This window comes from Propioniciclava sp. MC1595, assembly GCF_017569205.1.
Taxonomy (GTDB): Bacteria; Actinomycetota; Actinomycetes; order Propionibacteriales; family Propionibacteriaceae; genus Propioniciclava.
Genome location: NZ_CP071870.1, coordinates 2,849,682 through 2,866,535, shown reverse-complemented (window position 1 = coordinate 2,866,535; position 16,854 = coordinate 2,849,682). Strand labels below are relative to the sequence as shown.

The following is a 16,854-nucleotide window of genomic DNA, read 5'->3' as shown; positions in this document are numbered from 1 at the left end:
TCCGATCAGGCGGTCGCGGCGACCGGGGTGGCGCGGCGCGCGAGCAGGGAGGGGACGAGCACCACGACCGCTGCGACGAGGGCGGCGCCGCCGACCAGCGGTGAGTGCGGCACGTCGGCCAGGCGCGCGAAGGCGATCCAGGCCAGGCCCCAGCCGAGGGCCAGGGCGATCGCGAGGCGGCCACCCAGGCGTCGGGCGTAGACGACGCCCATGCAGGCGGCCACGGCGAGCACCGCCGCGGCGAGGAACTGGTCGGCGAGTGGGCCGACGGTCCAGCCGGACGCCGCCCCGGCCGCTGCGACGTTGGCGCAGCTGGCGACGGTGACCCAGCCGAGATAGGCCCCGAACGTGCCGTCGACGACCACCTGCTCGGTGCGCGTGCCGGCGTCGAGGGCAGAGAAGCGCGCCACGAGCACCCCCAGCACGAGGGCGAGGACGAGGATCACGGCGACGCTGGTCCAGATCAGCCCGGCCTGGGTGACCAGGATCCAGGCCGCGTTCAGTAGCATGGAGGCGCCGGCCAGCCAGCCGGTCGAGCGGGCGCGGGCGCTGGTCCGTTGGGCGGGGAGCCACTGCCAGACCGTGTAGGCACCCAGGCCGAGGTAGATGAGCGACCAGATCGCGAAGGCGGGGCCGGCGGGGGCGAGGAGGGTGGCGTCGGCGGAGAGCGCGCCCGAGGAGGAGTCCTCGACCGGCGTGCCCAGGATGCCGAAGCCCAGCAGGGTCCCGTAGAGGCACAGCACGGCCGAGGCCGTCACCCAGAGCCGGCGGAGCAGGTCGCGGTCCATGAAGTCCCCCCTCACGGGCGGACTCGACTCGTCCGCCCCCTTGCAAGGTAGGCGAAATCGGGTCGAACGTGCAATCTTTGTCCAAGGTTGGTCAGGGTGCTCGCCCTGCTCGGAGCGTGGTCGCGACGTGGCTGGCCGCCTCGGCCACGGCGGCGGGGAGCTGCTCCGCCCGGCGGATGCGTCCGGCCAGTCCGCCGCCGACGAACACCGCCACCGGGGGAGTGAGGCCGTTGATCCTGTCGACGACGTCCTGGGCCCGGTCGACGCGTGCGCACTGCGGGACCCCCACCACCGCCGCGCGCGGGTGGTGCCGGGCGGCGGCGGCCTCCCAGTCGGCGACCGGGACGTCGGCGCCGAGGTAGGCGACGTCGACCCCCTGCCGTCGCAGGCAGGTCGCGAACGCCAGGAGGCCGAGGTCGTGGTGGGCCTTCTCGGGCAGCCCCACCAGCACGGGACCGAGCGTCCCGGGCGCGGTTTCGGAGAACATCCGCCCCAGCGAGTGGGTGACCCCGGCGCTGGCGAAGTGCTCGTGGGCGACGGTGAGGTCCTTGGAGGCCCAGGCCTCGCCCACGCGGGCGAGTTCGGGGAGCAGCCAGGCGTCGGCGAGCGCTTCGATCGGCGACCGGTCGAGCGCCTCGGCGAGGACCGCGTCGAGGCGGGCGGGGTCGAGGCTGGCGGCAGCGGAAACGAGGTCGAGGCCCACGGCACCCGCGTTCTCCTCGGGTGCCGCGGCTGGGGCGCCGTCCAGGCTCCGGGCCGCCACCGACGCGGGAACGCCGCCGGCGACCAGGGCGGCCATCGAGCGCAACCGGGCGACGTCGGCGTCGCTGTAGAGGCGGTAACCGCCCGCCGAGCGGGTCGGTGACACGACCCCGTAGCGCCGCTCCCAGGCGCGCAGGGTGGTCTCGAGGACGCCCGTCAGCGCCGCCACCTGCTTCACGGTGTACGCACCGCTGGACCCGTTCACGGTCGTACGGTAGCAAACACTCGACAAACAATGGACGCCCCGTGGTTCAGCTGGTTGTCGTTGACGCCCGGGTTAGGCTCAGCCGTGGCCGAAGCAGAGATCCTGTCCATCGACGGTCCCGACGGCGTCCGCGAGGTGAAGCTGTCCAGTGCCGACAAGGTGCTGTGGCCGAAGCACGGTCGCGGCAAGCCGATCACCAAGCGCGACCTGGCCGACTACCTCCTCGCGGTGTCCGAGCCCTTCCTGCGCATCAACGGCGACCGGCCGATGACGCTGCAGCGGTTCCCCGACGGCATCGAGGGGGAGGAGTTCTTCGCCAAGCGGCCGCCGGCCGGCGCGCCGAAGTGGCTCAACCGGGTGACGTGCACCTACCCGAGTCGGCGCCGCCATGACCAGCTGACCTTCGACGAGCCGGCCGCCCTGGCCTGGGCCGCCCAGATGGCGACGATCACCTTCCACCCGTGGCCGGTGCGCACGGCGAACCTCGACAACCCCGACGAGTTCCGCATCGACCTCGACCCCCAGCCCGGCCGCGACTTCACCGACGCCGTCACCGCTGCCCTGGCGCTGCGCGAGGTGATGGCCGAGGTCGGCCTCACCGCGTATGCGAAGACCAGCGGCAACCGCGGCGTCCACGTCTACGCCCGCATCGCCCCGACGCACGAGTTCCAGGACGTCCGCCACGGCGTGATCGGCGTCGCCCGCGAGCTCGAGCGCCGGATGCCCGACCTCGTCACCACCAGCTGGTGGAAGGAGGAGCGCGGCGAGCGCGTCTTCGTCGACTTCAACCAGGCCAACCGCGACCGCACCATCGCCGGGGCGTACTCGCCGCGTCCGCTGCCGGGCGCGCCCGTCTCCACCCCGCTGACGTGGGACGAGCTTCCGGACGCCGACCCGCGCGACCTCACCGTGTGGAGGGTCCCGAAACTGCTCGCCGACCGGCCGTGCCCGTGGGCGTCCATGGACGCCGAGCCCGGCGACCTCGCCGGCGCGCTGGCGTTGTGGGCGGCCGACCTCGAGCGGGGCCTGGGCGAGCTGAACTTCCCGCCCGACTACCCGAAGATGCCCGGCGAGCCGCCGCGCGTGCCGCCCAGCAAGCGCAAGGCCGACCGGCCCGAGGAGGACTACCTCGCGCCCAAGGCCGAGCGCGACGCCGAGTGGGGGACGCCCATCGTGCCGCCGTTCGGGCCGATGCTGGCCAAGTCGGTGAAGGAGTTCCCCAAGGCGGACGTGCTGTTCGAGCCCAAGTGGGACGGCTTCCGCACGATCATCTGGCGCTCGGGCGACATGGTGGAGCTGGGCTCGCGCAACAGCCGCCCGATGACCCGCTACTTCCCCGAGCTCGTCGAGGCGGTGAAGGAGAACTTCCCCGACCCGTGCGTGATCGACGGCGAGATCATCCTCATCGACCCCGACTCCGGCGATCGGCTGAACTTCGACCTGCTGCAGCAGCGGATCCACCCCGCGGCGTCCCGGATCAAGAAGCTGTCGGAGGCCATGCCGGCCAGCTTCGTCGGGTTCGACCTGCTCGCCTGGGGCGAGGAGAACTGGGCCGAGAAGCCGTTCGCCGAGCGGCGCAAGGGGCTGGAGAAGGCCCTCGCGAAGGCGAAGCCGCCGATCTACCTCACTCGCGCCACCGGCGACCGTGAGCTCGCCAAGCAGTGGTTCGAGCAGTTCGAGGGGGCGGGCCTGGACGGCGTCATCGCCAAGCCGCTGGACGCCCCCTACGCCGAGGACAAGCGCGTCATGTGGAAGATCAAGCACGAGCGCACCGCGGACTGCGTCGTGGCCGGCTACCGCCTCTACCGCGACGAGACGGACGCCATCGGCTCGCTCCTGCTCGGCCTGTACACCGACGACGGCACGCTCAACTCGGTCGGCGTCATCGGCGCGTTCACCATGGAGCGCCGCCGCGAGCTGTTCGCCGAGCTGCAGGAGCTCGTCTCCGACTGGGAGGGCCACCCGTGGGCGTGGGCCGAGCCCGAGGCCGACACCCCGGACAACCGCGACCAGTCCTTCCCCCGGACGCCGACCGCCGCGGCCCACTCGCGCTGGAACGCCAAGAAGGACCTCTCGTTCACGCCCCTGCGCCCCGAGCGCGTGGTGGAGGTGCGCTACGACCACATGGAGGGGAACCGGTTCCGGCACACCGCCCAGTTCGTGCGTTGGCGCCCCGACCGCGATCCCGCCTCGTGCACCTACGCCCAACTCGACGAGCCGGTCAGCTACGACCTGGCCGACGTCCTGGGGACGCGGTGATGCGACGGTCGCCCGCGCGACGTTTCGACCCGCCGGCGCTCCACGCGGCGCTGGACCGGGCCCGCCTCGAACGCGGACTGTCTTGGGCGGACGTCGCCGACGAGAGCGGGGTCGCCGCCGGCACGATCCGTCGGATGCGCGAGCACGGCCGTTTCGAGGCGGACGGCGTGGTCGCCCTGGCGGCGTGGGTGGGTCGCCCGGTCGACGACTTCACGCGCCCGGGTGACGTTCCGCCCGATGCTCGCAACGGTTGAGCGAACCTGCCGCTACGAGCGCGAAGGTTGTGCAAGCACTTGTTGCACAACCTCTCTGGCGTCGCTGACGAGTGCTCCCCGACGAGCTCGACCATTGGGGATCTCGCGGCGTCTTGGTGGTACGATTTCGACATGGGTACCACGCACGTGTTGCGGGTGGGCGACCGAGGTCGGGTCGTGCTGCCCGTTGAGCTCCGCGAGGAGTTGGGCCTGCAGCAGGGGGACTACATCACCGTCACGGTCGTCGATGGCAAGCTGACGGCGCAGTCGCCCAGTGAGGCCCTCGGTCGCGTTCGTCGTGCCCTGCGCGGCACCGGGGTTGTCGAGGAACTGCTCGCTGACCGGCGACGTGAGGCAGCCCTTCCGTGACCGTCGTCGACGCGTCGGCCGTGTTGGCCTGGCTGGGGGACGAGCTCGGCGCCGACGTGGTCGAGGCAGCGACCGCTGCGGGGGAGCCCTTGACGTGCTCCGCGGTCAACTGGAGTGAAGTCGTCCAGAAGGCTGTTGCGCGCGGGGTGGCCCTCGACGACGTCGCCGCGGCGGTCACCCTGTTGCGCCTGAGCGTGGTCGACGTGGGCCGAGAGGACGCCGAGCGGGCGGCCCACCTGTGGCTCGACCACCCCTCGCTGAGTTTGGCCGACCGGTTGTGCCTCGCCTTGGCCGATCGGCTGGACGCAGACGCACTGACCGCAGACCAAGCATGGGCGGCCCACCCGCGCGCCCGGGTGATCCGCTGAAAGCCGGGCGCGTGGCGGCCAGCGGTCTCAGGCTGCGGGGGCGCCGGCGTCCAGGGGCACTCCCGCGAGAACGCTCCGCGCCTTGCTCAGCAGCCGAAGGAGTTCGGTCTGCAACGTGGTGGCATCGGTCTCGATCGCATCCGCCCCCCGACGAATGAGACCCGCGTTCTTGCGGATCCGATCGAGCTGCTCGAGCTTGGTCAGGGCCTCGGCCAACGCTTCGTCGGCTGTGGCGATCTCCCCGGAGTCGACGCGACTCGCCGCCGCTTCGGCTGCCTGACGCAACAGCAGGAGTGCGCAGCGCAGCAGTTGCGTGTCGTCAGACTCGGGGTCGTAGGCGAGGACCAGCCGACGCGGCCCGAGAACGAGCAGGGTCTGGCCCCCCAACTGATCGGTGGACTTTGCGAGCCCGAGCGAGGCGAGCGCTCCGCGGTTCTCCTCGGCCTCCCGAAGATAGTCGGTCCAACGAGGGCGTGCCGAGTCGGTCATCTCGATGACGACCCTGGTGTCCCCGCCCTGCAGCGACAGGACGCCGTCGCCCTTCTTGCTGCGGGTCTTGAGGCCGGTGATGGTGCCCGTCTCGTGGTACTCGTCGCCCAGACCCGCGGCCAGAGAGGACAAGGCGGCGTGGGTGCTCTCCTCGTAGGTGACGCCCTTGAGGGCGGTCGATGCCACCACATGGTCGTGGGCCTGCTTGATCCTGATGGCGGCCGTGAGCTCGTCGACCTTGCCCATGAGTGCCTTCTGCTCCGCGGTGAAGACCTCGGCCTGCTTCTCCTGGGCCTCGGTGAGGGTCCGCATCTGAACAGCCATCGGAGACGCGGGGTCGGCCGGGTTGAACTGGCGGGCGACCTTGTCGAGCAGGCCGGCGGTGTCCTTCAGCGTGGCCTCCTTCATCGTCTGCATGGTCGTGTCGAGCAGGGGCTGAAGACGGCGCATCAGCTCAGGGTCCTCGCCCCCGACCAGACGACCGATCTCGCGGGTGACCTCCGCAGTAACCTTCTCCAGTGACTCGGCCACCTGCTTGGCCGTGTCGGCGGTCGCCTGGGTGAGCGTCTTGGACGCCGTCTCCACGGCCTTCGCGGTCTGCTGCGTGGCGAGTTCCGAGGCAGCGGTGGAGCGCTTCTCGGCGTCCGCAATGAGGTTCTCGACCGAGTAGGACGTTTGGGTGGTGCCGGCGGTCGTGAGTGCGGTCGCGCCGATGGTCATCGCCTGCATCACGAAGCTGGTGAGGTCGGCACCGGCCAGGGCGTCGGCGTCCGCGGCGGGGCCGCGTTCGCCCGTCGCCCAGTGCCGGCACTCGCGCAGCACGGCGTCGTCCGTGATGGTGAGCGCCTCGATCTGGAGGCTGGGCCCGGTCGCCTCGAAGCGGGCTCGGGGGCGGGTGATGCTGGTCATGGCACTTGTCCTTTCTCGTGGTTGTTCGGCCAACACCACTGTCACGCCCGGTGGGCGGCAGGGCAACTGTAAAAGATGAAAACCGGTGTTTGCATAGTTAGAAGCTGTATGCGATCGACAACCGCGCGTCGAGGGAGCATGATCTTGACCAAGGGAAGGAGGAATCCATGGTTGAGGACTTGGTGTCGCTGGCCGATGTGGCGTTGCTGGCGCAGGTCGGGCGCCCGGTCGTGACCAACTGGCGCATGCGGCGCGCGCAACGTGATCCCTTCCCCGAGCCGGTGGGCCGCGAGGGTGGCCAAGAGTTCTTCTCCTGCGCCGACGTGGTGGCGTGGCTGACCCGCACCGGCCTCGGCCGCAACCCCCGCGCCGCCGAGGACGCCGTGGCCTTCCAGTTCTCGGGTCGTCGAGTGCTGACGGACGCCGGACTCTTCCACGGCTTGTCGGCCCTGCTGTGTCTCGAGGCGCTCACGGGTCCGCTCCCGGGTGACCCCGATGACCTCCTTGACCTGGCCGACGAGAGGGACCCGGACGATGAGTTCCTGCGCCGCGAGGTCGAGGCGCTGGGCGATGACCTTGGACGGTTGTCGGCCTATGCATCCTTGCTCGTGCGGGGCGCGATGGACGCCGCTGAGCCGTTCGACGCCCTGTTGAGATCGCGCCGCACGCCGGATGCTCCGGGGTCGGGCCCGGTGGCCGCTGCGTTCGCCGACCTCGTTCTCGACGTGGCCATGAGCGCTGCCGATGAGGCTGGCTTCGAAGCGCCGGTCCTGTGCCTGCCGCGCGCCCGCGATCTCGTGCTGCTCGCCAACCTGCCCGATTGGCTGGAAGAGCGCCCCCACGCCACAGTGGCCTTGTTCGGGGAGGCGTCCGACAGGGAGGCGCGCTTGGCGCGGCGCTGGCTGGCCACCCACGGCGTCCGGGTGTCGACGCTCGAAGCCGGCGACGGGACGGGTCTGCCGAACGAGGCAGTCTTGGTCGTCCGCCTCGATGACGACGATCGCGAGGCAGACCTGGTGTGGCTCAACGAACTGACCCTGCAGTGCTCGGCCAGTATGCGGGCCGTCGTCGTGGGTGCGGCGTCGGCCCTGACCGGCCCGCTGCGGGTCGTGCGCCGCGGGCGGCCCCCTGCGTCGGGCGTCCCGCTGACGCCGGCGGGTGAGGAGAGGCGTCAGGCCCTGCAGTCGGGGTTCACGCGAGCCATCGTGCGGCTGCCGGCAGGGTTGCTGCCGACCAATCCGGCGCTGCGCACGGCCATATGGGTGCTGGGCCCTGCCCACGACCCCGCCGAGACCTACTGCGCGGATGTTTCGGCACCTTTCACCCAGAACCCGTCCGCGCTGGTTGACGACATCGCAGCGGCCTTGGTCGGGCGTCCAGAGCGGCGCGGCCACGCCGCCCCTGGCCGCTTCGTGCGTCAGGCCGAGTTGGTGATGGCCGACGGCGACCTGGTGTCCCCCCATCTGGACGCCCGCATGAAGGCGACCCGCGGCCTGCCCCGGCTACTGGACGACCTGGTCCCGGCTGTGTCGCGCCCTGTGAGCAATGGGTGGGCGCTGACCGTGGTCCCCAACGAGTCGCCGGGCCTGGTGCAGCGGATCACCCTCGGTGAGGCGGTGGTATTGGGGCACGTGACCCTGATCCGGGGTGCCTCGCTCAGTGACAGCGATCTGGTTCCGACACCGGATGTGGGTGTCCTGCGGGATCCGCGTGAGCTGCGTTCGCGGGACCACTTGGCCGGCCTCACCTTCAGGGCCCTCGGTGCGCATGAGCACTTACGAGTCACTGAACCCGGTGACCTCATCTTCGCGACTCGAGGCACCCCCATCGTTCTGCTCGACGACCGCGGCGGTCTCGTGGTCGCGGCCCCCTCGCGGGTGTTGCGGTGCCACATACCGACCGAGGCGCAGGTCCGAGCTCATGCCGAGGGTAGGGCCGACGAGCCCAAGCCGCAGCGTCTGGTGCCCGCCTTGATGGCTGCTGAGTTGGCCCTCGCGTCCGGCCAGTCCCACGACTGGCGCCGGTGGCCCATCACCCTGTTGCCACCCGGCGCGATCCGAGAGGCCTCCGAGGCTGCGGCTGCCCTGGCCGAGCGGCAGCGCCTGCTCGAGGATGCCTTGGGCGCCACCCATGACTTGATGTCGACCCTGGCCAGCGCGCTGGGGGCTGGCCTGTGTTCTGTGACCGTGGAGAGGAAATCCGCATGACCCTGTTGCCCAACGCCCTGCCGCGCCGGGGGCGTCCGAAGAAGGCTGCCGAGCCGCAGACACCCACGTCGGCCAAGGAGTTGAAGGACACGTTGTGGAAGGCGGCCGACAAGCTGCGCGGCTCCATGGACGCCTCGCAGTACAAGGACGTCATTCTCGGCCTGGTCTTCCTCAAGTACGTCTCGGACGCCTTTGACGAGCGCCGGGAGCTGATCGCTGCCGAGCTCGGCGGGCAGGGGTACAACGAGGAGCAGATCGAGGCCTTGGTGGGCGACATCGACGAGTACACCTCTGCTGGGGTTTTCTGGATCCCGTCTGACGCGCACTGGGCGTCCTTGGCGCGCAACGCCAAGGCCGGTGACATCGGGGTGCGGGTCAACCACGCAATGGATCTGGTCATGGACGCAAACCCAGCGCTCAAAGCGACGCTGCCACGCATCTTCAACTCCAGCAGCGTGGATCAACGCCGCCTTGGTGAACTGATCGACCTGTTCAACAACGCGCGCTTCACCGGTCAGGGCGCCACGAAGGCGCGCGACCTGCTGGGCGAGGTGTACGAGTACTTCCTGGAGAAGTTCGCGGCGGCCGAGGGCAAGCGCGGCGGCGAGTTCTACACCCCCGCCTCGGTGGTGCGGGTGCTGGTCGAGGTGCTGGAGCCCTTGTCGGGCAGGGTGTACGACCCCTGCTGTGGGTCGGGCGGCATGTTCGTGCAGACCGAGAAGTTCGTCGAGGCGCACGGACGCCACCCCCAAGACGTCCACGTGTACGGACAGGAGCTCAACGAGCGCACCTGGCGGATGGCGAAGATGAACCTGGCGATTCACGGCATCGGAGCCGACCTGGGGCCCGTGTGGGGCGACACGTTCGCGCGCGACCTGCACGCCGGGCTGAAGGCTGACTTCGTGCTAGCGAACCCGCCGTTCAACATCAAGGACTGGGCGCGCAACGAGCGGGACGGCCGCTGGCGCTACGGCGTCCCGCCTGCGAACAACGCCAACTACGCGTGGCTGCAGCACATCCTCTCGCACCTCGCGCCGGGAGGCTCGGCCGGGGTCGTGCTGGCCAACGGGTCGATGTCGTCGAACTCGGGCGGCGAGGGGGCAATCCGCGCTGAGATCGTGGACGCCGACCTCGTGAGCTGCATGGTGGCCCTGCCGACGCAGTTGTTCCGATCGACGGGAATTCCGGTGTGCCTGTGGTTCTTCGCCATGGACAAATCGGCCGGCAAGCAGGGGAACGTCGACCGCCGCGGCGAGGTGCTGTTCATCGACGCCCGCGAACTGGGCCACATGGTCGACCGTGCGAACAGAGCATTCACTGACGAGGACATCGCGAAGATCGCCGACACGTACCACGCCTGGCGGGGGAGAGTGTCGGCTCAGGAGAAGGGGACGGAGTACGCCGACGTGCCCGGGTTCTGCCGCTCGGCAACCCTGGCCGAGATCAAGGACGCCGGGTACGCCCTCACGCCCGGCCGCTATGTGGGCGCCGCTGAAGTCGAGGTGGACCCGGCCGAGATGGCCGCCAGGATCGCGTCGTTGACCGCTGACTTGCTGGCTCAGCTCGACGAGTCAGAGCGACTCGCGCAGGTCGTCCGGGAACAGTTGGGGCGGGTGCGATGAGGAGTGCCGCTTTGGCCGATGTGGGTGTGCGCGTGCTGGATTGTGATCACCGAACTCCGCTAGCCCAACTCAGCGGGCACCCGTACATCGCGATCCCAGACATCCAGGACGGTCGAGTCACCTGGGGGACGACGAGACGCATCAGCGATGAAGACCTTGTCGAGTGGACTCGACGAACGCGGCCCCAGAGAGGTGATGTGATCGTGACGCGGCGAGGACGCGTCGGGGACACGGCGGCGCTACTGGATGATCGCCCGTGCGCTATCGGGCAGAACTTGGTAATCCTGCGGTCAGACGGGAGAGCCGTTCACCCGGGGTACCTGAGGTGGGTTACGAGGAGTCCCGCGTGGCACTCAGAAGTGGCTCGGCTGCTCAATGTGGGTGCCGTCTTCTCCAGCCTCAACGTGTCAGACATGTCTAAGATCCGCTTGCCGTTCCCACGTCTGGGTGACCAGCGGGCGATCGCCGAGGTTCTCGGCGCGCTGGACGACAAGATCGACGCGAACAGCGACCTTTCCCGGACCCTGAACGACCTCGCGGCCGAGTATTTCAGCCAGTCAGTGCAGGCAGCTGGTGAGGGGCCGACCTATGGGAACGTGGCGGACGTCTTCGGCGGTGGGACGCCGAGCACGAAGACCGATGACTACTGGGGCGGCGAAATCCGTTGGGCGACCCCGACCGATGTCACGGCCTTGCAGGCGCCCTATCTGGAAGACACATCCCGCCATCTTACGAGTGCAGGTTTGGCTGCGTGTGCCTCGGAGCTTCACCCCGCTGGATCGATTCTCATGACGTCGCGGGCGACCATCGGTGCCTTCGCCCTCGCGGGAGGCCCGACCGCCGTGAATCAAGGCTTCATCGTCGTCCGCCCCAAGGACTCGCAGCTCGACATGTGGTTGTTTCACGAGATGCAATCGCGCGTGTCCGATTACCTGGCGGTCGCGAATGGGGCCACATTCCTTGAGCTGAGCCGCGGCCGATTCAAGACGATGCCAGTTCGCTGGGCGCCGGAGGACGTGATGCGCCAGTTCGGAGCGATCGCCCGGCCACTGCACGAGCGAGCCCGGGCCGCGATGCACGAGTCTCGATCGCTGGCCACACTGCGGGACACGCTGCTCCCAGAGTTGATGTCTGGACGGCTCACCGTCAAGGACGCCGAGCATGCGGTCGAGGAGGCGCTGTGAGGTGCGCTGGAAACTTATGCCAGAGGGGTGAGGAAGGGGCATGACCATAGGTTTCGGGCCAGATCCCGTCGCTCAGGAGGTCGCTCGCCACATCGAGGCGCTCCAAGGCGGTCGTCGCTTGGCCGAGCGCGAGCACGTCGACTACAAGGTGACCGGGGCGGCGGCGCGCCACCTGACCGAGGCCTATGCCGACCATCGTCGAGAGCGACCCGTTCCGACTCGTTCTGCCATCGCGCTGCGGTACGCCCGGGCGCGCGGCAGGATCAGCACAACAGAGTTGGGCGCTTTGGTCGAGGCGAGCCCCTCGAACGTCGGGACCATCCTGAAGGAACTCGAATCCGATGGCCTCCTGACTCCGTCCTCGCACAGCCGCATTGGCCGAGGGTTCCACTATCGCTGGGTCGGGGGTGACGATGAAGAACGCTGACGCCAGCTCCGATGGGCACGTTGGCTTCCCTGCCACTCCGCAACGCGGGACCATGCCCGAGTGGTACGGCGACCTCTTGGCGTCCGTGCGCGACCGCGTCGTCTCCGGGCGACAGCGGGCTTTGGCGGCCGTCAACAGCGAACTCGTCCTCAGCTACTGGCACATCGGCCGTGAGATCCTCGCCCGACAAGACCGTGAGGGCTACGGCACCAAGGTCATCGAGCGGCTCTCGGCCGACCTCCGGGAGGCCTTTCCGGATGCGAAGGGTTTCTCGCCCCGCAACCTCAAGTACATGCGGGCGTTCGCGGACGCCTGGTCGAACGAGGAGGTTGTGCAAGCGCCGCTTGCACAACTGCCGTGGTACCACCAACTCGCCCTGCTTGATCGCGTACCCAACAAGCATCAGCGCCTCTGGTATGCGGCCCAGGCCGCCCACGAGGGCTGGAGCGGACGCGTCCTGATCCACCAGATCGAGACCCGCCTCCACGAGCGTGCGGGCAAGGCCATCACGAACTTCGATCAGACCGTCCCCGGCCCGCACGGCGAACTCGCCCAGCAGCTCACGAAGGACCCCTACCTGTTCGACTTCCTGTCCGTCACGGAAACCAAGCTCGAACGAGATCTGGAACGAGCGTTGCTCGACCACGTCACCGACTTCCTGCTCGAACTTGGGCAGGGCTTCGCCCTCTACGGGCGGCAGGTCAGGCTCGTGCTCGGCGGTGACGAGTTCGTGTGCGACCTCGTCTTCTACCACGTCCGCCTGCGGTGCTTCGTCATCATCGAGCTCAAGGCCACGCCGTTCGACCCCCGTGATCTCGGCCAGCTCAACATGTACCTCGCGGCTGCCGACGAACTGCTGGCAGCCGACGGAGATGGCCCCACCATCGGGCTCGTTCTGTGCCGCAGCAAGAACAGCGTCGTCGCCGAGTACGCGCTGCGCGGCCACACCCACCCGATGGGTGTGGCCGAGTGGGCGTCCGAGCTCACCACCGACCTGCCGGCCGAGCTGGCGGCGTCCCTGCCCAGCATCGAAGAGCTCGAAGCCGAACTTTCAGACCCCAAGGAGGGGCCATGACCCGCGACGGCACCGAAGCCATGCACGAAGCTGATGCCCTTGAATGGATCGGCGACTGGTGGGTCCCCGTCACCGGCGAGGCCATCGCGCCCGGATCGGGCGAACGTGAGACCTGGGAGGACCTCGCCATCCCCGGACGCCTGCTAGACGCCCTGCGCAAACTCAACCCCGGAGTCCCGAATGAACAGTTGGTGCAGGCACGCGAGGAGATACTCACTCCCACCTCGGCCGATGCCATCACCGAGAACATGCGCGCCCACGCGTGGCTGACCGCTGGCTATCGCCTCGACTACGTGGACGACGATGGTGTCGAGCAGAGTCCCACGCTGCGTGTCATCAGCGCCGAACCGGCCGACAACGACTACCTGGTCGCCAACCAGGTGACGATCCGCCGCCCTGAGGGCCTGCGGCGGTTCGACCTCGTGCTCTACTGCAACGGGCTGCCGGTCGCCATCGTCGAACTGAAGCGGGCTGGCTCAGAACAGGCGCACCTCGCGGCCGCCCACGCCCAACTGCAGACATACCTGCGCGAGTTCCCGTTGGCGTTCCGGTTCTGTGTCCTGACCGTGATCAGCGACGGTATCCTCGCGCGCTACGGGACGCCGTTCACGCCGCTCAACCACTACGCCCCGTGGTACGTCGACGATGACGGCACGCCCTACCCGCCCGACGCTGAAGGTGTCGACGGCGAGGCCCTGTCGCAACTCGAAGCACTCTGCGCCGGGCTGTTGCAGACCGACCGATTCGGTCAGCTCGCCCGCAACTACGTGTCGTTCTCCGTCACCGACGGCGGCATCGCCAAGCTCGTGGCCAAACCTCACCAGTACTTCGCCGTCGCCCGGGCCATCGCAGCGACCATCATCGCCTACCGCACGGACGGGAAAGCCGGCGTTGTCTGGCACACGCAGGGAGCGGGCAAGTCGTTGGAGATGGAGTTCTACACCCACCTCGTCCAACGCCACCCGCTGCTGGAAAACCCGACCGTGGTCGTCATCACCGACCGCAAGGAACTCGACGGGCAACTCTTCGGAGCCTTCGAGCGCTCGGGGCTGCTCGCCGAGAGCCCCCTCGCCGTCAAGACCCGAACACAACTCCGCGCCGAACTGACCGGACGCCGCACCGGCGGCATCCTGTTCACCACCCTGCAGAAGTTCGGGCTCACCCAGACCGAGCGCGACACCGGGGCGTCCCATCCCCTGTTGTCGGACCGGCGGAACATCATCGTCGTCGTTGATGAGGCGCACCGCAGCCACTACGACGACCTCGACGGCTACGCACGGCACCTGCGCGACGCCCTGCCGCATGCCACCCTGATCGCCTTCACCGGCACGCCGATCTCCCTGCCCGAACGCGACACCCGAAACGTGTTCGGCCCCGACATCGACGTCTACGACCTCTCCCGCGCCGTCGCCGACGGCGCGACGGTGCCCGTGGTGTTCGAGCCCCGGCTCGTGCAGGTCGCGCTCGCCGACGGGGTCACCCAGGACGACTTCGACGACGCCGCTGACCGCATCACCGAGGGCTTGGACGACGTGGAGCGCGCCCAACTCGAACGCAGTGTCGCCAAGATCAACGCCATCTACGGCGCGCCCGCCCGCATCGCCACGCTGGCCGACGACATCCTCGAGCACTGGGACGCCCGGTCGACCGCGATGCTCCCCCAGATCGAGGTGCCCGGCAAGGCGCTGATCGTCTGCGCGACCCGCGAGATCTGCGCCCGCCTCTACGCGGCGCTCGTCCAACGCCGCCCGGAGTGGCACTCGGATTCCATCGAGGCCGGCGTCATCAAGGTGGTCTACTCGGGGTCGGCGTCCGACCAACCGCCGGTGAGTGACCACGTCCGCACGGAGAGCCAGAACTCCACCATCAAGGAACGGCTGCGCAACCCCGATGACGAGCTGCAACTCGTCATCGTCAAGGACATGATGCTCACCGGCTACGACAGCCCGCCCCTCCACACCCTGTACCTCGACCGGCCCCAGCAGGGTGCCCAGCTCATGCAGACGCTCGCGCGGGTGAACCGCACGTTCCGCGGCAAGGACGCCGGCCTGCTGGTCGGGTATGCCCCGCTGGTCGAGAACCTGCAAGCCGCCCTGGCCGTCTATTCCAAGGCCGACCAGGAGGGCCGACCGATGGGACGCCCCCACGAGGAGGCGGTGGCGCTGGTTCAGCAGCTCGCCGGTGAACTTGACCAGCTCACGGCGCCCTTCGGCTGGCAGCAGAGGCTGTCGAAGGGGGTCAAGTACGTCAAGGTGGCACTAGGCCTGGTGAACTGGCTACGCGAACAGCGGCCGGGCGACGACGAGGCTGAGCCCACGGCGTCCACCTATCGGCGCAAGGCCAGCCAACTGCAGCGCGCGTGGGCGCTGGCGTCGGGCGATGAGGCGCTGGCCCCGCTTCGGGGAACCGTGCGGTTCTACGAAGAGGTGCGCGTCTACATGGCCAAGTTCGACGCCGAGGAGCGGCGGGCGAGCGGACGTCCCGTGCCGGAGGAGATCGCCCGGCTGCTTGGTGACCTGATTGCGCGGAGCACGAGTTCAGGTGAGGTGCTCGACCTGTATGAGGCGGCAGGATTGCCCAAACCCGAACTGGACGCCCTCACTCCCGAGGTGCTCGCCGCGGCACGGACGGCCAGCAACGCCCAACTCGCACTGGAAGCCCTGCGCAATGCGGTTCTGTCGGAGGCCTCCCGGGTCACGGGGGGGAACATCGTGCGCCATCGCGCGTTCAGCGAACGCGTCGCCGAACTCATGGCGCGGTATGCGAACTCGCAGCTCACGGCTGCCCAGGTGATCGAAGCGCTCATCGAGCTGGCCCAGGAAGTTGCCGCAGAGGCTAGGCGTGGCGAGCGGTTCACGCCGCCGCTGGGAACCGATGAGTTGGCGCTGTACGACGCGGTAGCCGAGAACCGCTCGGCCGTGGAGGTGATGGGCGACGATGTGCTCGGCCAGATCGCTCGCGACCTCGTCGCCATCATGCAGCGTGACGTCAAGACCGACTGGACGGTGCGCGACGACGTGCGAGCAAAGCTGCGTTCGTCCATCAAGCGACTGCTGGTGAAGCACAACTATCCGCCCGACAAGCAACCAGGTGCGGTCAAGCTGGTCCTTGAACAGATGGAGTTGTTGGCGCCCCGCTTTGCTGCCCGCTGACGGGCAACGGGGGCCATTCCTCGGGGAGCTCGTCGTCGGGCGGGTGACCGACGCCCAGGGCGAGCCAGTCGGCTGAACGTTCGACGAAACGGTCGAAGGCGGCCTCGTCGGGCAGCATCCCCTCGAACTGGCCCTCGATCTTGAGCGTGGCGATGCCATACATGCTGGCCCAGAAGAATCGGGTCACGTCGCCGACCTCGTGGGGTGGCACCCAGCCCTCGGCCGCGGCCTGCTTGACCTCCCGATGCAGCATCCCGATCGTGGCGAGGGCTGCCTGCCGCAGGTCCGGATCCCGATCCCGGTCAGTGGCCACCCCCGAGAACATGAGGCGCAACATCATGGGTTCCGAGACCGCGTAGGCGACGAACGTGCGGGCCAGCGCCCGGATGCGGGCGCCGGCCCCGCTGCCCTCGAGCTCGGCGAGCGCTGCACCGAGGTCGGAGCCCAGTTGCTCGAACCCGCGACGGGCCAGGGCGTCGATCAACGCCTGCTTGTTGGGGAAGTGCCGGTAGATGGCACTGTGGCTGACACCGAGCTCGCGCGCGATGCGGTTGAAGTTGACGGCGAACCGGTCCCCACGCTCCATCTCCTCCAGGGCAGCGCCCATGACCGCGTCGGGGAGGTCGCCGTGGTGGTAGGTGTGCCGGGTTCCCAGTTGCCGGCACCTATGTTTCAACTTGTCACCATGTGACTCTTTGCCACATTCTGGGGGCGTAGGTCCCCCCGTGAACCTGCCCACCCCCGCACGCTGCGAGCGATCGCTCCGTGCCCCACGGCCGGGGCC

At 69.0% G+C, this 16,854-nt stretch carries 14 protein-coding genes; 10 read left to right on the top strand and 4 right to left on the bottom strand.

The genetic code is table 11. The annotated features are described in order from the left end of the window. Positions 1-5: 5 nt before the first annotated feature. Both J4N02_RS13840 and J4N02_RS13835 read right to left on the bottom strand, forming a co-directional pair. Positions 6-788 carry a tryptophan-rich sensory protein gene (locus J4N02_RS13840; protein ID WP_188333633.1) on the bottom strand — a complete coding sequence of 261 codons (783 nt, stop codon included), beginning with the start codon at positions 786-788 and terminating at the stop codon, positions 6-8. A gap of 91 nt (positions 789-879) precedes the next feature. Beyond that, positions 880-1,755 (bottom strand): MerR family transcriptional regulator, encoded by an 876-nt coding sequence (locus J4N02_RS13835; protein WP_188333632.1) that lies wholly within the window; start codon positions 1,753-1,755, stop codon positions 880-882. 84 nt (positions 1,756-1,839) lie between these two features. Between J4N02_RS13835 and J4N02_RS16965 the strand changes: the two genes are divergently transcribed. From J4N02_RS16965 to J4N02_RS13815, 4 genes are all read left to right on the top strand, one after another. Beyond that, positions 1,840-4,014, top strand: coding sequence for an ATP-dependent DNA ligase (locus tag J4N02_RS16965; RefSeq protein ID WP_243760813.1), 2,175 nt, complete (start codon positions 1,840-1,842; stop codon positions 4,012-4,014). Further along, positions 4,014-4,268 (top strand): helix-turn-helix transcriptional regulator, encoded by a 255-nt coding sequence (locus J4N02_RS13825; protein ID WP_188333630.1) that lies wholly within the window; start codon positions 4,014-4,016, stop codon positions 4,266-4,268. The genes J4N02_RS16965 and J4N02_RS13825 overlap by 1 nt, the downstream gene beginning before the upstream one ends. A gap of 132 nt (positions 4,269-4,400) precedes the next feature. After that, positions 4,401-4,637 carry an AbrB/MazE/SpoVT family DNA-binding domain-containing protein gene (locus tag J4N02_RS13820; RefSeq protein ID WP_188333629.1) on the top strand — a complete coding sequence of 79 codons (237 nt, stop codon included), beginning with the start codon at positions 4,401-4,403 and terminating at the stop codon, positions 4,635-4,637. After that, a complete protein-coding gene (locus tag J4N02_RS13815) occupies positions 4,634-5,005 on the top strand; it encodes a PIN domain-containing protein (RefSeq protein WP_188333628.1) in 372 nt (123 codons plus the stop codon). Before J4N02_RS13820 ends, J4N02_RS13815 begins: the two co-directional genes overlap by 4 nt. A 27-nt stretch (positions 5,006-5,032) precedes the next feature. Here the strand turns inward: J4N02_RS13815 and J4N02_RS13810 are convergent, their stop codons facing one another. Continuing rightward, on the bottom strand, positions 5,033-6,403 hold the full coding sequence (locus J4N02_RS13810) for a Fis family transcriptional regulator (protein WP_188333627.1): 1,371 nt from the start codon (positions 6,401-6,403) through the stop codon (positions 5,033-5,035). 167 nt (positions 6,404-6,570) lie between these two features. Between J4N02_RS13810 and J4N02_RS13805 the strand changes: the two genes are divergently transcribed. The 6 genes from J4N02_RS13805 to J4N02_RS13780 are packed head-to-tail and all read left to right on the top strand — an operon-like array spanning position 6,571 to position 16,070. Beyond that, positions 6,571-8,610: a hypothetical protein gene (locus tag J4N02_RS13805; protein WP_188333626.1), complete on the top strand. Its 2,040-nt coding sequence runs from the start codon at positions 6,571-6,573 to the stop codon at positions 8,608-8,610. Then, entirely contained in the window at positions 8,607-10,232 is a 1,626-nt protein-coding gene (locus J4N02_RS13800; protein WP_188333625.1) for a class I SAM-dependent DNA methyltransferase, read from the top strand. Before J4N02_RS13805 ends, J4N02_RS13800 begins: the two co-directional genes overlap by 4 nt. Further along, on the top strand, positions 10,229-11,416 hold the full coding sequence (locus tag J4N02_RS13795) for a restriction endonuclease subunit S (protein ID WP_223202424.1): 1,188 nt from the start codon (positions 10,229-10,231) through the stop codon (positions 11,414-11,416). The genes J4N02_RS13800 and J4N02_RS13795 overlap by 4 nt, the downstream gene beginning before the upstream one ends. Positions 11,417-11,456: 40 nt before the next feature. After that, on the top strand, positions 11,457-11,843 hold the full coding sequence (locus J4N02_RS13790; RefSeq protein WP_188333623.1) for a winged helix-turn-helix domain-containing protein: 387 nt from the start codon (positions 11,457-11,459) through the stop codon (positions 11,841-11,843). 52 nt (positions 11,844-11,895) lie between these two features. Then, complete coding sequence (locus J4N02_RS13785) at positions 11,896-12,918, top strand: YhcG family protein (RefSeq protein ID WP_208090985.1); 1,023 nt, start codon at positions 11,896-11,898, stop codon at positions 12,916-12,918. Beyond that, complete coding sequence (locus J4N02_RS13780; protein ID WP_188333621.1) at positions 12,915-16,070, top strand: type I restriction endonuclease subunit R; 3,156 nt, start codon at positions 12,915-12,917, stop codon at positions 16,068-16,070. The genes J4N02_RS13785 and J4N02_RS13780 overlap by 4 nt, the downstream gene beginning before the upstream one ends. Here the strand turns inward: J4N02_RS13780 and J4N02_RS13775 are convergent. After that, complete coding sequence (locus J4N02_RS13775) at positions 16,015-16,677, bottom strand: TetR/AcrR family transcriptional regulator (RefSeq protein ID WP_188333620.1); 663 nt, start codon at positions 16,675-16,677, stop codon at positions 16,015-16,017. The two genes, J4N02_RS13780 and J4N02_RS13775, sit on opposite strands and share 56 nt — an antisense overlap. Between the last annotated feature and the right edge of the window lie 177 nt (positions 16,678-16,854).

Coding starts and splice junctions, on each gene's coding strand:
- J4N02_RS13840 (WP_188333633.1), bottom strand. CDS start 788: ATGGACCGCGACCTGCTCCGCCGGCTCTGGGTGACGGCCTCGGCCGTG.
- J4N02_RS13825 (WP_188333630.1), top strand. CDS start 4,014: ATGCGACGGTCGCCCGCGCGACGTTTCGACCCGCCGGCGCTCCACGCG.
- J4N02_RS13820 (WP_188333629.1), top strand. CDS start 4,401: ATGGGTACCACGCACGTGTTGCGGGTGGGCGACCGAGGTCGGGTCGTG.
- J4N02_RS13810 (WP_188333627.1), bottom strand. CDS start 6,403: ATGACCAGCATCACCCGCCCCCGAGCCCGCTTCGAGGCGACCGGGCCC.
- J4N02_RS13805 (WP_188333626.1), top strand. CDS start 6,571: ATGGTTGAGGACTTGGTGTCGCTGGCCGATGTGGCGTTGCTGGCGCAG.
- J4N02_RS13800 (WP_188333625.1), top strand. CDS start 8,607: ATGACCCTGTTGCCCAACGCCCTGCCGCGCCGGGGGCGTCCGAAGAAG.
- J4N02_RS13795 (WP_223202424.1), top strand. CDS start 10,229: ATGAGGAGTGCCGCTTTGGCCGATGTGGGTGTGCGCGTGCTGGATTGT.
- J4N02_RS13790 (WP_188333623.1), top strand. CDS start 11,457: ATGACCATAGGTTTCGGGCCAGATCCCGTCGCTCAGGAGGTCGCTCGC.
- J4N02_RS13785 (WP_208090985.1), top strand. CDS start 11,896: ATGCCCGAGTGGTACGGCGACCTCTTGGCGTCCGTGCGCGACCGCGTC.
- J4N02_RS13780 (WP_188333621.1), top strand. CDS start 12,915: ATGACCCGCGACGGCACCGAAGCCATGCACGAAGCTGATGCCCTTGAA.
- J4N02_RS13775 (WP_188333620.1), bottom strand. CDS start 16,677: ATGGGCGCTGCCCTGGAGGAGATGGAGCGTGGGGACCGGTTCGCCGTC.